Consider the following 14,079-nt stretch of genomic DNA (forward strand, 5'->3'; position numbering starts at 1 on the left):
GACAAAAAGCCACTTAAGATTGGAGTAAAGCCAGCGTCACTCTTAGGGGATTAGCATCATCTTTCAACATGAAAAAGGGGAGGTCACATGAAGTGACCCCCCTTTTGTCTATTAGGAAAGTATACGCATAGTTGAATCGGTTTTTGTTCTCACTTTTAACGTTAGCAGCATGAGAACAAACATTACCACTAATAGGGCGAAAAGGGCAACGTCAAATGTATTAGTGACATCTTTTATGACCCCAACAAGCATCGGAATAATTCCACTAATAATATAGCCACCAAATTGAATCATGGCTGTCCATTCGCTTGCAGCTTTTGGTGTAGTCGTTGCATCTAAAGGCAGAATCATAGCTAATGGGAATAAACCACCAGCACCTATCCCCGTTAATGCGGCACAGAGAATTGGAGAAGTCCCGCCAATTATTAATAATAGGATGCCGATAAAGGAGCTGAAAGCACATAGTAGCATCCAAGGTTTTCTCTTCACACTATTATTAATGATAATTGGAATAATAAAGCTACAAATCATTTGCATAACAGAAAAAATAGTAACCGTTGTTGCGGCATATGCATCACTATAACCCATGTCCTGTACTTTTGGCGCAAGCCATGTTGCCAAGGAATAATAAACACCCGATTGTAAACCAAACATCACCATCAAAAGCCAAACATAACGATTTCCCCAAGGTAGTCGGCTTTTTTGACTGACAGCTTGCTCTGCTATGTTTTGTGATTGATGTGATTTTTTTATAATAGGAATCCAAACGATGATTCCTACTAGTGCAAACAAAGACCAGATCGCTAAAGCGATGTTCCAAGATTGGTGAAAAGCATGCATAACAGGCACAACTAAGCCAGCACTTAAAGATGCACCAATCCCCATGCCAGCTGAATAAACACCAATCATCGAGGATGAGGATTTAGGAAAATGCTTTTTAATATAACCAGAAATTAGTGGACCTGTAATGGCAATGCCTATTCCGCTAAAGACAGCTGTCAATAATAAAAGAAAAGGGAAAGTCGCTACTAAACGTAATGCAGTTGATACGCCAATTAATAAAATCGATAACGCAATCGTCAGCTCAATGCCCCACCGTGCACTTAACTTTCCAGCCAGTGGTGCAAAAAGCCCCATACAAAAAACGGGTAAAGCCGTTAGTAAACTGACGACAACACTCGACAACTGTAAATCGGCCTGGATATTTTTCAGCACGGGTGAGATGGATGTAATGGAAGCTCGTAGATTCATAGAGAGTATGAATAAAGAAAAAACGCTCCAAATAATATATAGATTTTTTGATTTTGCTATCATTGAAAGCACACCTCTTTTTGTCAATATAGATGATTATTTGATATACTATAATTAACTTTTTATTTTAAAAATAAACTATAATTTATCGACTTGTATACTATAATATACTTAATATACAAAGTCAATGAAAGGGGTGCGCATAATGAATGAGGAAAATATTGACTTATCTGGTCAAGTCGGGGTTAATCTAAGAGAAATTCGAAAAAACAAAAGGATGAGTTTAGAGGAGCTAGCGAATGTCAGCAATGTTAGTAAATTGACATTAGGGAAAATTGAAAGAGGGGAAACAAATCCAACCGTCAATATCCTGTGGAAAATATGTAGAGGACTCAATATTCCACTCGTTTCTTTATTAACATTTGAAGAACATACAGAAGTCCATCGATTCGGCTCGGAGTATCAATTTGCAGGGCATAATAACGACTGGTTTGTCGAACCATTATTTAAAACACATGGATCAGAGTGGTATAGAGGCTGTATCGAGCCAAATAGTAAGTACAGTGAATGTCACTTAGCAGGGTCTGAAGAAATTGTACTTGTGTTAAATGGACAATTAGAGCTGAAGGTCGGAGAAAAATGCCATCAGTTAAACCAATGGGATGTCATTAAATTTAAAGGTGAAGAACTTCACACTTACATCAATCGCTCAAATGAAAAAGTACATTTAATGCTGTCGTTAACGTATACAACGCCCTAATTATCCCACAAAAGCTAGGCAGAAACCTGACTCTAAAAAGGTTGATGTAAAAAATAGAAAGAACCCACTTTTAATAAAGAGGTTATACAAATACACAATAAGTATCATTAATTTTCTCAGTTATACCTGTTCTAAAGCAACCCCTTATCAGTATCGCCACAACCATTTACGAATGAACGGGGAAGGCTTAATAAAAATATAATGAAAAAAGTCGCATTCCTATAGTTTAGGAATCGACTTTTTTGTGAAAATAATTTATGTAAACACATTGAAATAAAGCATGTCTTATGATAAATTTATATAGATAGACGTTGTATATTTATTATACAGCGCATTATCCCTATTTTAATTATATAATACATTCTATTCTTCGTCAACACTTTTAATAGTCTTTTTTTTGAGGGGTGGTTTTGATGAAATCAACAGGGGCAAAACAGCAGATTGGGGGAAAAATGAACGAAGCAGTTCAAATCTTTTAAGGACTTAAAGGTAATCGAAAGGCTTCCTAAACATGTGAATGAAATTGAAAAAGATAAAGAAAGTAGGACTGATACTATATGTCAGAGAAAACCATTTCAGTTGAGACAAAAACGCCATACGGCATGATTGCCATTTTATTTATTGGGGCATTTGTTGCTATATTAAATGAAACCTTACTAAACATTGCGCTTCCAGCCATTATGATTGAATTCGATGTGAATGCAACGGCAGTACAGTGGCTTTCAACAGGTTATATGTTAATTAACGGTATTTTAATTCCCGCCAGCGCGTTCTTCATTCAACGCTTTACGGATAAAAAATTATTTATTACCGCGATGGCCTTGTTCACATTGGGTACATTTTTAGCTAGTATTGCACCTGCATTTGGTGTGTTACTAGGGGCGCGAATGATTCAAGCTGCAGGATCAGCGATTATGATGCCTCTATTAATGAATGTTATGCTGACTGCATTTCCGGTCGAAAAACGAGGCGCTGCAATGGGGATGTTCGGTCTCGTAATGATTACAGCTCCAGCTATTGGACCGACTCTTTCGGGGTGGCTAATTGAGCATTACAGTTGGAGAATGTTATTTGATCTTGTACTACCAATTGCCATTCTAACATTAATTTTCGCAGCCTTTAAATTAAAGAATGTGACGCCACAACGTCCTATTAAGCTCGATGTAATTTCACTTATTTTATCAAGTATTGGATTTGGTGGCTTGCTTTATGGCTTTAGTTCTGCTGGAGAAAAAGGATGGGATAATGCCCTTGTATACGGAACGATCATTATTGGAACGCTCGCTTTAATTACCTTTATCCTTCGTCAGCTACGACTGGAGGAACCAATGCTTGAGTTTCGTATTTTCAAATATCCAATGTTTGCCTTATCATCAGCCATCTCCATTGTCATTTCGGTGGCAATGTTTTCAGCTATGATTTTAATGCCGATTTACGTTCAAACAATCCGTGGTATTTCACCAATGGATTCAGGTCTACTCATGCTACCTGGTGCGATTGTGATGGGGATCATGTCACCTATTACAGGGAAGCTTTTTGATAAATATGGGGCAAGAAGCTTGGCCGTATTTGGCTTGATTATCACCATTGTGACGACGTATTACTTTAGCAAAATTAGTATGGATACGGCTTATTCTACACTAGTGGTGCTGTATACATTACGTATGTTTGGGATGTCCATGGTAATGATGCCAGTAATGACAAATGGTTTGAATCAGCTACCAGCGCATAATAATCCACATGGAACAGCGATGAACAACACATTACAACAAGTTTCAGGCGCAATAGGTTCAGCAGTATTGATTACGATTATGAACAATAAAACAACTGTCAAAGCAGAGGAATTAGCTGCAAGTGCGATGAACAATATGAGTGCTAATGCAACTCAAACAACGTCACAGTCTGCTGCGGAATTAAAGCAACAATTGATGAACGAAGCCATGCTACATGGTATAACTTATACATTCTTCCTGTCAACATTGATTGCAGCGATTGCACTCGTCCTTGCCTTCTTTATTAAGCGAGTTAAACCTAGTCATGAAAATCATGCTAGTGGGGAAGTTAATGAAAAAATAGTGGAAGAATAAATAAACGGGCGTTGCTAAGCTTAAGCAACGCCCATTTTTATTTGGATAAAGGGGATTTATAAAAAATTATCGATACAACTCAATAATTTGGCCGGCTATCTATTCAGAGCTAAAATGAATCCCATCTTTGAGCAACTCCTAGTACAGAAGAAGCAAGAATATCCATTGATAATGTTATTTCTTTAGGATTCGCAAACTCTCTCTATCACGATCAAGTCCGTTAACATCATATAAACTTTTCTTTTGAAGCAAGGGTGTCAATCTGCAAAGTCAGCGTTATTTTTACCGACAAATCGTTGGAAATATCGTACACTACTTGTTTTAATAGATCGTTCATATCTATAAAATGCAAATAAAAAGTGGCTCGATTTAGCTCGGTACGTTCGGCTAATATAGCGTTTATCTTAATCTATTTATATAATTTTGATGTGAATATAATTAGTGCGGGCTTTGGAGGTGGGGGAGCTACAGAACAAAAAGGCGTCTCATCCATAGATGAAACACCTCTTTGAAGTTAGTTATTGAGCTAATCGTTGGATAAAAGCATCTAATTGTACGAGTGTAACATTGTCATTCACCCCAAATACATTGTCACCTTTACCAACTGTAACTTTATTGGAAGCGAGGATGGATACATAATTGTTTGCCCAATGCGCACTTGGAACATCGACAAATTGTTCTGCCGCTCCTTGTTGTTTTAAATGAAATGCTTCCACTAAAACTTTCGATAATTGACCGCGTGTCATAGGAGAACCTGGATTGAATTTGCCATTTTCATCCCCCGTAAAAACGCCGATTTTTTTAAGTGCCTCAGCAGCACCCGCATATTTAGACGATGGTTTTACATCAGGAAAACTTGAATTGGTGCTACTAGTATCTAATTGTAATTGCTTAGCCAGTTTAAGAGCTACTTCTCCACGTGAAGCATAAACGCTAAAGTCGATTTCAGCATCTTTTACTTCTCCAAACTCATTTTCAGTGAAGTTCGCCACGCGTTTTGCCCCTACGTAACGAGATCCCCAGTAATAAGGGTCATTGATGTTATCAATTTTAACACCAGAACTTGTAGTAGCTGAAATAAAACTGTTGTCACCTATGTATATGCCGACATGGGAGATACCACTTCCCGAAGTATTAAAAAATACTAGATCACCAGTCTTCAATTGATCTTTAGCAATCGAAGTTCCTTGCTGATATTGAGCTTTGGATGTACGTTCTAGTGAAATCCCTAGCTTTGAAAAAACAATTTGTGTAAATGCAGAGCAATCCACACCTGTCTTAATATTTGTGCCCCCGTATTGATAAGGTACACCTATATATGCTTTTGCTGTATTTGTTATATCTGCTATTGTTGCCGCTTTCGCTTCATGAACACCTATGCCTGTGAAGAACATAAATGAGGCGAAAATGGGTAGTAACCATTTTTTCTTCAATTAAATCTTACTCCTTTCAAAAAACTTTCGCTTTTGAACTAAAGTAAGAATAGCATGAAAGAGACAAGCGTTATTTTTCAATAATATTACCGATTACCCCTAAACAGCTAAATTGAAACCTTAATTTTAACTGTGTAAAACTTCTGCAATAATCACGGGTAATTTTACCAAAAATATATGAAATTATTGGATGTGTAGGGATATAAGTGCTATTTTATATATTTCATCTATATTAAAAAACCAAAAACCATTGAACAAAATATAAAAACATAGAATTATGACAAATGATTTGGGAAGAATTAGTCGATAATCAAGAGGTGAAAAAATCCATTCAAAAGAGAAGGACATCATTTTAACAGGAAATGAAATTAACCTGTGAACCTCATTACTTAATAACCTGATAGGAGGGATTCTATTGCAGCAGATTTTTAATAAGTTAATAAAACAGAACATCAAGCCATTCCTTTCGATGCTTGGCTACAACAAGAAAAGTTTGAATTTCTATAAAACAACCGACAATCTTAACTATATGTTCAATTTCCAAAAGTCTGCTAATAACATGTGTTATATGAATTGCTATATTTACGCAACCGAGTTGGCACACGTTCAATCGAAAGAGATTCTGACAGCATCAAAAGAAGCAGAATGTCACTTCCGAGCAAGAATTGAATCAATTGTCGAAGGTATACCTGATCTCGATGTCCCATCAGTCCTACTACGAATATGGATGATTTAAGAAAAATGCTACTTCGTGGGATGAAAGAGGCTCATCATTTCTTTGAATCGATGACTAATGCCAGATCCATTATAAACTATTACACGTCTGGCCCATTTCTACATTTAAATGATGTAACAGCAGCTAAGCGTTATTATCATGAATGGCAGAAAAAGCATGGAACTGAACAGCGATGGGCCATTTTCGAAAAAAATATAAGGCTATCTTCAATCAATTTGGAGTGAAACTTGATGAAGAGTAGCTATCACAAAACTAGAACTCCTTCTTCATCGAGTAGCTGGTTTTCTATTTTAGCTTTTATTTTGATCATTTACAGTCGTATTCAGTAGAGTATCTAGTATTCTTCCAGTAATGGGCATAAAGAAATGCAGGATAAAGCCACCTAAGCAAACCGTTAATAATGTACCGACACCGATTGGTCCTTTACACAACATCGCCAACACTAAGAAAAAGAGGTAAATAACCGTTCTTGAGAAAAAAATCGATTTGTTTGTTAGCTCTTTTATAATTAAGGTTAGTCGGTCTACAGGAATTGGCGCAAAATTTGTATGTAAATAGGTTGCCGTTCCTAATCCTGTCACAACTAGCCCTATGCCAAAATAAACCACCTGATTATACCATAGTATTGCTAAATCATTTAATAGCAGTAACCACATATCAATTCCTATACCTGTGATAAATGCTGTGATCAGCCCTACTATTTCAGGCTTTTGTCTAGCTAATATGGAGTTACTACCGACTAATAGGATAGCCAAAATGATTTCCCAGCTTCCTACAGTTAGACCTACATGATTAGACAATCCGACTAAAACCGCATCAAAAGGGGAAGTCCCAAGGTTGGAATGAATTGTTAGAGAAATACCTAGCGTTAAAATGAAAATGCCTACTACATAAAAGATATATTTCAAACGAAAGCCCTCTTTTCATTTTTATTGCAAATACAATAAAATTACGTTAAATTGACTATATACTCTTTTTGTTGCATTTGCAATATAAAATCTAGAAAGAGTTCACGATAAGGGAGTGGAAGCAATGACCGTTAAATTAGAGGAATGTAGTCTAGCAAACTTAAAAAAGCTTCAAGAAATAAGCATCGAAACATTCAATGACACGTTTAAAGACCAAAACTCGCCTGATAATATGAAAGCTTATTTAGAGCGTGCATTTCATGATCATCAGCTAGAGCATGAATTGACCAATGTCGATTCAGCCTTCTATTTTATCTATGATGATGAAGAAGTAGCTGGCTATTTAAAAGTAAATGTCAATGAGGCACAATCCGAACAAATGGGGGATGAGTCACTCGAGGTGGAGAGAATTTATATTCGACATAAATTTCAAGGCAAAGGGCTCGGTAAATACCTCATCAATAAAGCAATGGAAGTAGCTATTGCACACAACAAAATAAGCATTTGGCTAGGCGTTTGGGAGAAAAATGACCATGCTATCGGTTTTTATAAGAAACTTGGCTTTGTTCAAACAGGTGCTCATTCTTTTTATATGGGGGATGAAAAACAAATGGATCTCATCATGACCAAAACGCTCGAATAAAGTGAAAATGGCAGAAACGTTGATAAAACAACATTTCTGCCATTTTTATTAGTCATTTCTATTTTTCTTCATGGCATCTGCCAATGCATCAGCTTGAGGTTGTTGTTCTTTATAAAGCTCGCTAATAATATTGGCATAATCATTAGCATTACGATTTTGGCTTAATTTATAGGCAGCCTGCACTTCGTCTACCTTTATTTTAAATCCTTTAATCCCTTTTATTTCTTGCTGTAAAAGCTCAGGCGATAGTTTATCCCACAAAACAGGCTTTTCACGGAATTTCTCATATTTTTCTAGTAAGCTAGTCAAATCTTGCTCTAACTCTTTTCCGTTCATAAGGCTTGCTTTTCCGTATATATGGACAGCTTGATAATTCCAAGTTGGCACATTTTCATGCTCATACCAAGAGGAAGAAATATAGGCATGAGGCCCATTAAATATGACGAGAAGGTCATTCACGTCCTCAAAGGTCTTCCATAAAGGATTTCCATAAGCTAAATGACCTGTCAGGTAATAGTCATCCTGAATTTTATTCAGCAGTACAGGGATATGGGCTGCTATTGGTTTACCTTTTCTAATTGAAACAATTGTCGCAAAGGCATTGTTTTGAATAAAATCTTTGATTTCTTCAAAATCTGTTATTTTGTAGTACTTTGGAACATACATGCAAACCTCTCCTTATCTCATCAAACCATTGTGAGCTTTTTGAATAAACAAACTATTGTGATTACACGTCTTTACATTTTCCCCTCTACAATGTAGATTTTATTATAATCAATCACTGGTACCTCTTAAAAGTGCCAGTAAAGCTATTTTCAAAGGAGCCAATAAGCCATGCTCGAAATGACACCTAACTTGCATAATGAAGAACCACTTTATCTTCAGTTATATAGCTATATAAAAGCTGAAATTCAAAATGGAAATATTTTAGCTCAAACCAAATTGCCGTCTCAGCGCAGCTTAGCTAAACATTTACAGATTAGTCGCAACACGGTTGATGCAGCTTACCAGCAGCTCCTTGCAGAGGGCTATGTAATTAGTAAAGAACGAGAGGGGCTTTATGTTGTAGAACTCGAAAGGGGCTATTTTCAAACAAGTTCTAATCATTTTGAGCCGCAGTTAGCAACTCCGCAAGAACAACAACTACCTTCAATTAAGTACAACTTTAATTATGGAGATATCAATTTAAAAGATTTCCCCTATAAAATATGGCGTACATTAACACTGCAAAGCCTGAATGAAGAGCAGGCTCATCTGCTTTTATATGGAGATCCGCAAGGGGAGCTTGAATTAAGGAATTACATTGCAAGCTATCTTTATGAAGCAAGAGGGGTACAATGCCAAGGAGACCAAATTGTCATTGGTGCAGGTTTGCAATTTCTAATGGGCATCGTATGTAATTTAATTGGAAGAAATGAGCTTTTTGCTATGGAAGATCCAGGGTATTATCGCGTTCGTTACTTGTTTAAGGATCATGGTATAAAGGTGAAACCTATCCCTCTCGACGAACATGGCATTCATATCAGCCAGTTAAGAAATAGTAGGGTCAAGGCTGTTTATGTCACCCCTTCCCATCAATTCCCCATCGGAACGGTCATGCCGATTTCAAGAAGACTAGCATTATTAGAATGGGCCAAGGATGAAAATGCTTATATTATTGAGGATGATTATGATGGGGAGTTTCGATATGCAGGTAAACCTATACCTGCTCTACAAGGATTAGATTCGAATGACCGCGTCATCTATATGGGCACTTTTTCAAAATCATTGATTCCTTCCATCAAGCTAAGCTATATGGTTTTACCAAGGGAATTAACCCTTTTATTTAATAACAACAACTACTATGTTCAAACTGTATCGAGACTTCATCAGCATACCTTACAGTTATTTATGGAAAGTGGGCATTGGGAGAGACATTTGAATAAAACACGAAATGGCTATAAAAGAAGATATGAGGCTTTACTAAAGTCCATTCATCAAATATTAGGGGATAACGTGAAAATACATGGGGCTAGTAGTGGCTTACATATTCTACTCGAACCAAATAATAAAATGTCTGAAGAAGAACTAATTGAAACAGCAAAACGGGTAGGTGTAAAAGTATACCCAACCTCTATTTTTTACGCCAATCCTTCCGTCATACAGCACGCAAAAGTTTTGCTTGGATTTGCAAATTTAGGGGTAGAAGAGATTGACAAGGGGATTAAGCTATTAAAACATGCTTGGTTTGATAGCCCCAGCATGTTGTGACTGTCTTTGAAAGCTCTATTTCTATAGATTAGTGGAAGTGGAGAGGGACTTATGCATGTAACAGCAAAAGTTATGTTAAATCATATTATTGCGGAATCAGCATATTTTATTGGCATTGCACAAACCATCTTATTTCAACAGAAATGCTAAGACTTGGCGAGTTAAAAAATGGAGTTTGGTAGAAGAAACTCTTACCAAATTCCATTTTTCATAACGCTATCTCTGTCACAATATTAACTATTCGGAATTTTCTCTTTATACTTTAAGGAAAGAAGGCTTAAAGAATAATTCTTAAGTGTATCTGTGTTAATAAAATCATTTAGAATACCTTCAATGGAACTACAATGCTGATTAATTAAATTGATTTCTTCTATATAATTTGAATCAATCGAAGCTTCTCTTAACGTTTTAAACACTACTTTCTGTTCATTAAACAAATAGACCAATTCAAACCTAGCATTCAGTATCAAAATAGTAATCTCCGGGAAAACAATTCGATCTTTTAAAACTTCAAGAATGCAATCGACAGACTTTACGCCTTCTATCGCATGCAAAGATGAAAAAACACCATGTAATAATTCTTCAAAATCAACCTTCATTTAAATCCTCCATCAATCATAAATCCTTTCTGATCATAACACTTTTTCAGAAAAATTTTAATGCTTAATATTTTCCTTCAATAATGTGGAATGGACTCATGCAAACGATAAAGATAATAAAGATTTAGCCATTAAGGAGTTCCCACAAATGGGATGATAGAAAAATGTTAATTATAAAATTATTTAACAAAAGAAGAAGAATCGGAAAAATTACATTTCCCATTCTTCTTTATATATACCAGGGTAATTGATGCTGCATTTTCTTACCTGGCTTACTTGCTTTATTTATTACGGTCCATGTGCCGTCTTTCTTTTGCAGCTGATAGCTTACATTGGTCCCATCTGCCCTTTTAAAGAGCATATAGCCTGTATTGTCTTTGATAAAGGTGACAGGGTCAACTACATTTTTATAGGGTATCTTTCGCTCAGGAAATAAAATATTGTTTGCTATTTCATCTGCAATCGTAGCAAGAGGCTTCATTTCATTATTTATTTCAGCCTTGTATTGCAATTGATTGTATCGATAGGAAATGAACGAGGCTAAATTCAAATTAAAGCTCTGCTGTATATCTGAAAGTGTTGTGCGATAGAATGCATCTATTGCTTTTTCTACATTATCTGCCTCATGTTTATAGTGAAGGGTGTTCACATCAGTTGGACTGATTTCAAACGTAATGATTTCCTTGCTATATGGTGGGGAATGGGCATGTTCAAAAGTAGTAACTTGAACGTTAACCCTAAAGCTAAACTGACTTTCCCTAGTAACGTTCAAAATGTTCGCATCATACAAGCCATACTGCTTAGGATAGCCGTAGTAATGGTCAATTTCCTTTTCTATAAATGGATTAAGGATTGTTATCAATGTATCAGTGATGAGTTTCTCATCAGCTTGTTCGCTTTGTGCATAAATCTTACTGGGCATAATCAAAATAATGACTATAGTCATTAAAGTAGCGATTTTTTTCATGGGATTGCTAGCCTTTCTATAAAATATTTCTTTATAGTGTGCGTCGATCACAGAAAATTATTAAACGTTTTATAGTTAAAGATAAAAATAATAAAGGTGTCACTTGGTTTCAATATCATTAAAAAGAAGAATCCATTTTGAAAATGGACTCTTCTCTATATGATTCCTTTATGACAAAGATATTGTTTTCGTTGCCACGGTTTGTTGAAAGGCTTGGTCATGCTCCACAAAAATCATTGTAGGATTAAAACTTTGAATAAGCTCTTCAATCTGCATGCGCGAATAAATATCAATAAAATTTAAGGGTTCATCCCAAATATAGAGATGTGCTTTTTCACACAAACTTTTGGCAATCAACAGCTTTTTCTTTTGCCCACCTGAATAATGTGAGATGTCTTTATCAAATTGAATCCGCTCAAAGTCCATCTTCCGCAGAATAGATTTAAATAACGTCTCATCTATAGCATGCTCTTCAATAAAATCCGATAACGATCCCTTCAAATGAGCAGTATCCTGTTGAACATAGGAGATAATAAGGCCAGCAGCTAAATGTATAGAGCCTGTATGCTGTATAGGCTTGCCAAGAAGCAGCTTTAGGATACTACTTTTTCCGCTTCCATTTTTGCCATCGAGAACAATACGATCACCTTGCGTCACTTTGAAGCTAATAGGCTGATTCACAAAGTTGTCATCGTACTGAATTGATACATCCGTTGCAACAACCATGTCTTTTGATGGAAATGCTAATGGTTGTACTTTTAAAGATTCCGTTTTTTCAACATTTTTTAGCAGTTTTGATTTTTCATGAATCGCTTTTTGCTGCCTAGATTCCAAGTTCTTTGCTCGCTTCATCATCTTGGCTGCTTTATGTCCAACAAAGCCTTTATCCAGCTTAGAACCCGAATTCGTAGTTCCATTTTTGGAAGCCTCCACTTGATTAGACCAACCTACCGAACGCTTGGAAGACAGCGTTAAACGGTCGATATCTTTTTGCAGACGTTGATTAGTTGCTTCTTCATGTTCCTGCTGTCGATCAAAATTTAACTTCCAAGTCGAGTAGTTACCACTTTGAACATCAATATTGGCTCTATTGATCGATAAAATATGATCAACACAGCCATCTAAAAAGGCTCTGTCATGCGAAATTAAAATAAATCCTTTTTTCTTGCGTAGATAATCAGAGACCGTCTTTCGTGCATCTGTATCGAGATGATTGGTTGGCTCATCAATTAATAGAAACTGTCCCTCTGTTAAAAAGAGCGCTGCAAGCAACACCTTTGTTTGCTCTCCATTAGATAATGTTTGAAAAGGGCGATACATGACCTCAGCATCGACATCTAGATAGGCTATTTCACGAATATATTCCCAATCTTCTGCCTGAGGGCAAATTTCTTCAAAAATTTCGTACGTATATTTATTTGGGTCTGAAACAGGATAGGGGAAATAAGTAAATTCTACTGAAGAAATGATGTTCCCACTATACTCATAATTCCCTAATAGCAAATTAAAAAATGTTGTCTTCCCACGACCATTCCTACCGATAAATCCAAGTTTCCAATCTGTATCAATCTGAAAGTTGACACCCTCAAAAATATAATCAAAGCTGCTTGGGTAAGAAAACGTTAAGTCTTGTACTTGTATCATTGACATGATAATTCCTCCTTTGTATAGCAAATCATTTTTCTTTTATACAAAGTCGGTACATCCATCTATGCTAAATTTCTCCGTATAAGTTGATGGATGCTAACGACTTATACGGAGCATCACATGCGTCACAATAGGTTCAGAATCGCTCATTTTTTTCTCTCCTTTATTAGGTAGATGAAAGATACAGAATAAACTATGAGAGCAAGAAAAAATCCCCCCAATTGGATATTGGAAGGATTAGTCTCTCACTGAATAAACTTTATTTGCCAATGACATCATGACAAATAAACGCAAACTGATTGTTAAAAATGGATAGACTAATCCTATATTTTGTCGTTTGAAGTGATTCATTTCAAATAAAAATATAGATTAGTTCATCATTGTCCATTCATCAGTCCTCTCATAATTGTATTTTTATAGTAACAAATTTTTTTATGGAATACAATGTAGCCTTATCTTCTTAAACCAATCCCTACAATAATTATAGAAATAATTTAGATAATCGTATAAAAATTATTTCTACTATTCTGAAAGATATGTTATAGTAGGAGCATAATTGAATAATGTGTAAGAATTGGTGCCAAATGAAAGTTTGGCTTAAAAGGGAAGTCGGTGCAAATCCGACGCTGTCCCGCAACTGTTATTCGGAGCAAATCACAAAGGCCACTGGGAAACCGGGAAGGCTGTGAGGCGTGTTGATGAGAAGCCAGGAGACCTGCCAATTTCTAGTACACACCAAATACCTACGTGGAAATAGGTGGTGAAAAGTGACCAAATCGGCACTGTGCGATAACAAAT

13 protein-coding genes and 1 riboswitch are annotated in these 14,079 nt (G+C 36.1%); of the genes, 6 read left to right on the forward strand and 7 right to left on the reverse strand.

The features are described 5' to 3' along the window. Positions 1 to 111: 111 nt before the first annotated feature. Complete coding sequence (locus MHI22_RS04185; protein ID WP_058844409.1) at positions 112 to 1,314, reverse strand: MFS transporter; 1,203 nt, start codon at positions 1,312 to 1,314, stop codon at positions 112 to 114. Between the two features lie 142 nt (positions 1,315 to 1,456). Here MHI22_RS04185 and MHI22_RS04190 point away from each other — a divergent pair, with 142 nt between their 5' ends. Together MHI22_RS04190 and MHI22_RS04195 are read left to right on the forward strand one after the other, a co-directional pair. Beyond that, a complete protein-coding gene (locus MHI22_RS04190; protein WP_036126370.1) occupies positions 1,457 to 2,011 on the forward strand; it encodes a helix-turn-helix domain-containing protein in 555 nt (184 codons plus the stop codon). Between the two features lie 557 nt (positions 2,012 to 2,568). Further along, positions 2,569 to 4,098, forward strand: a complete 1,530-nt coding sequence (locus tag MHI22_RS04195; protein ID WP_036126369.1) for a DHA2 family efflux MFS transporter permease subunit — start codon at positions 2,569 to 2,571, stop codon at positions 4,096 to 4,098. A gap of 518 nt (positions 4,099 to 4,616) precedes the next feature. Here MHI22_RS04195 and MHI22_RS04200 read toward each other — a convergent pair. Beyond that, positions 4,617 to 5,531, reverse strand: coding sequence for a C40 family peptidase (locus MHI22_RS04200; protein WP_058844408.1), 915 nt, complete (start codon positions 5,529 to 5,531; stop codon positions 4,617 to 4,619). 469 nt (positions 5,532 to 6,000) lie between these two features. On the opposite strand from MHI22_RS04200, the gene MHI22_RS04205 reads away from it, so the two are divergent. Together MHI22_RS04205 and MHI22_RS04210 are read left to right on the forward strand one after the other, a co-directional pair. Next, complete coding sequence (locus tag MHI22_RS04205) at positions 6,001 to 6,267, forward strand: DUF4304 domain-containing protein (protein WP_340812695.1); 267 nt, start codon at positions 6,001 to 6,003, stop codon at positions 6,265 to 6,267. 20 nt (positions 6,268 to 6,287) lie between these two features. Beyond that, positions 6,288 to 6,491, forward strand: coding sequence for a hypothetical protein (locus MHI22_RS04210; protein ID WP_340811117.1), 204 nt, complete (start codon positions 6,288 to 6,290; stop codon positions 6,489 to 6,491). Positions 6,492 to 6,557: 66 nt separating this feature from the next. On the opposite strand, the gene MHI22_RS04215 is transcribed toward MHI22_RS04210, so the two are convergent. Continuing rightward, a complete protein-coding gene (locus MHI22_RS04215; protein WP_036126364.1) occupies positions 6,558 to 7,175 on the reverse strand; it encodes a YczE/YyaS/YitT family protein in 618 nt (205 codons plus the stop codon). A 124-nt stretch (positions 7,176 to 7,299) separates the two neighbouring features. Here MHI22_RS04215 and MHI22_RS04220 point away from each other — a divergent pair, with 124 nt between their 5' ends. After that, the gene (locus MHI22_RS04220) at positions 7,300 to 7,818 is read left to right on the forward strand and encodes a GNAT family N-acetyltransferase (RefSeq protein WP_340811118.1); all 519 of its coding nucleotides are present in this window, start codon (positions 7,300 to 7,302) and stop codon (positions 7,816 to 7,818) included. A 48-nt stretch (positions 7,819 to 7,866) separates the two neighbouring features. On the opposite strand, the gene MHI22_RS04225 is transcribed toward MHI22_RS04220, so the two are convergent. Further along, positions 7,867 to 8,484, reverse strand: coding sequence for an FMN-binding negative transcriptional regulator (locus MHI22_RS04225; RefSeq protein ID WP_340811119.1), 618 nt, complete (start codon positions 8,482 to 8,484; stop codon positions 7,867 to 7,869). A 168-nt stretch (positions 8,485 to 8,652) separates the two neighbouring features. Between MHI22_RS04225 and pdxR the strand changes: the two genes are divergently transcribed. Then, positions 8,653 to 10,068 (forward strand): MocR-like pyridoxine biosynthesis transcription factor PdxR, encoded by a 1,416-nt coding sequence (gene pdxR / locus MHI22_RS04230; protein WP_340811120.1) that lies wholly within the window; start codon positions 8,653 to 8,655, stop codon positions 10,066 to 10,068. A 233-nt stretch (positions 10,069 to 10,301) separates the two neighbouring features. Here the strand turns inward: pdxR and MHI22_RS04235 are convergent, their stop codons facing one another. From MHI22_RS04235 to MHI22_RS04245, 3 genes are all read right to left on the reverse strand, one after another. Then, positions 10,302 to 10,667 (reverse strand): hypothetical protein, encoded by a 366-nt coding sequence (locus MHI22_RS04235; RefSeq protein ID WP_036126354.1) that lies wholly within the window; start codon positions 10,665 to 10,667, stop codon positions 10,302 to 10,304. A gap of 229 nt (positions 10,668 to 10,896) precedes the next feature. Then, positions 10,897 to 11,589 carry a DUF3888 domain-containing protein gene (locus MHI22_RS04240; RefSeq protein ID WP_340811121.1) on the reverse strand — a complete coding sequence of 231 codons (693 nt, stop codon included), beginning with the start codon at positions 11,587 to 11,589 and terminating at the stop codon, positions 10,897 to 10,899. A 213-nt stretch (positions 11,590 to 11,802) separates the two neighbouring features. Continuing rightward, entirely contained in the window at positions 11,803 to 13,284 is a 1,482-nt protein-coding gene (locus MHI22_RS04245; protein WP_340811122.1) for an Lsa family ABC-F type ribosomal protection protein, read from the reverse strand. A gap of 555 nt (positions 13,285 to 13,839) precedes the next feature. Further along, positions 13,840 to 14,018, forward strand: a riboswitch (cobalamin riboswitch). The last annotated feature ends 61 nt before the right edge of the window (positions 14,019 to 14,079 follow it).

It is taken from the genome of Lysinibacillus sp. FSL L8-0312 (genome assembly GCF_038003285.1).
In the GTDB taxonomy this organism is placed as follows: Bacteria; Bacillota; Bacilli; order Bacillales_A; family Planococcaceae; genus Lysinibacillus; species Lysinibacillus fusiformis_D.

What these genes read in the sequence shown, in the direction of transcription:
- MHI22_RS04205 (WP_340812695.1), top strand. Translation starts at nt 6,001, where the DNA reads ATGCTTGGCTACAACAAGAAAAGTTTGAATTTCTATAAAACAACCGAC.
- MHI22_RS04195 (WP_036126369.1), top strand. Translation starts at nt 2,569, where the DNA reads ATGTCAGAGAAAACCATTTCAGTTGAGACAAAAACGCCATACGGCATG.
- MHI22_RS04185 (WP_058844409.1), bottom strand. Translation starts at nt 1,314, where the DNA reads ATGATAGCAAAATCAAAAAATCTATATATTATTTGGAGCGTTTTTTCT.
- MHI22_RS04245 (WP_340811122.1), bottom strand. Translation starts at nt 13,284, where the DNA reads ATGTCAATGATACAAGTACAAGACTTAACGTTTTCTTACCCAAGCAGC.
- MHI22_RS04225 (WP_340811119.1), bottom strand. Translation starts at nt 8,484, where the DNA reads ATGTATGTTCCAAAGTACTACAAAATAACAGATTTTGAAGAAATCAAA.
- MHI22_RS04220 (WP_340811118.1), top strand. Translation starts at nt 7,300, where the DNA reads ATGACCGTTAAATTAGAGGAATGTAGTCTAGCAAACTTAAAAAAGCTT.
- MHI22_RS04190 (WP_036126370.1), top strand. Translation starts at nt 1,457, where the DNA reads ATGAATGAGGAAAATATTGACTTATCTGGTCAAGTCGGGGTTAATCTA.
- MHI22_RS04235 (WP_036126354.1), bottom strand. Translation starts at nt 10,667, where the DNA reads ATGAAGGTTGATTTTGAAGAATTATTACATGGTGTTTTTTCATCTTTG.
- MHI22_RS04210 (WP_340811117.1), top strand. Translation starts at nt 6,288, where the DNA reads ATGAAAGAGGCTCATCATTTCTTTGAATCGATGACTAATGCCAGATCC.
- MHI22_RS04240 (WP_340811121.1), bottom strand. Translation starts at nt 11,589, where the DNA reads ATGCCCAGTAAGATTTATGCACAAAGCGAACAAGCTGATGAGAAACTC.
- pdxR (WP_340811120.1), top strand. Translation starts at nt 8,653, where the DNA reads ATGCTCGAAATGACACCTAACTTGCATAATGAAGAACCACTTTATCTT.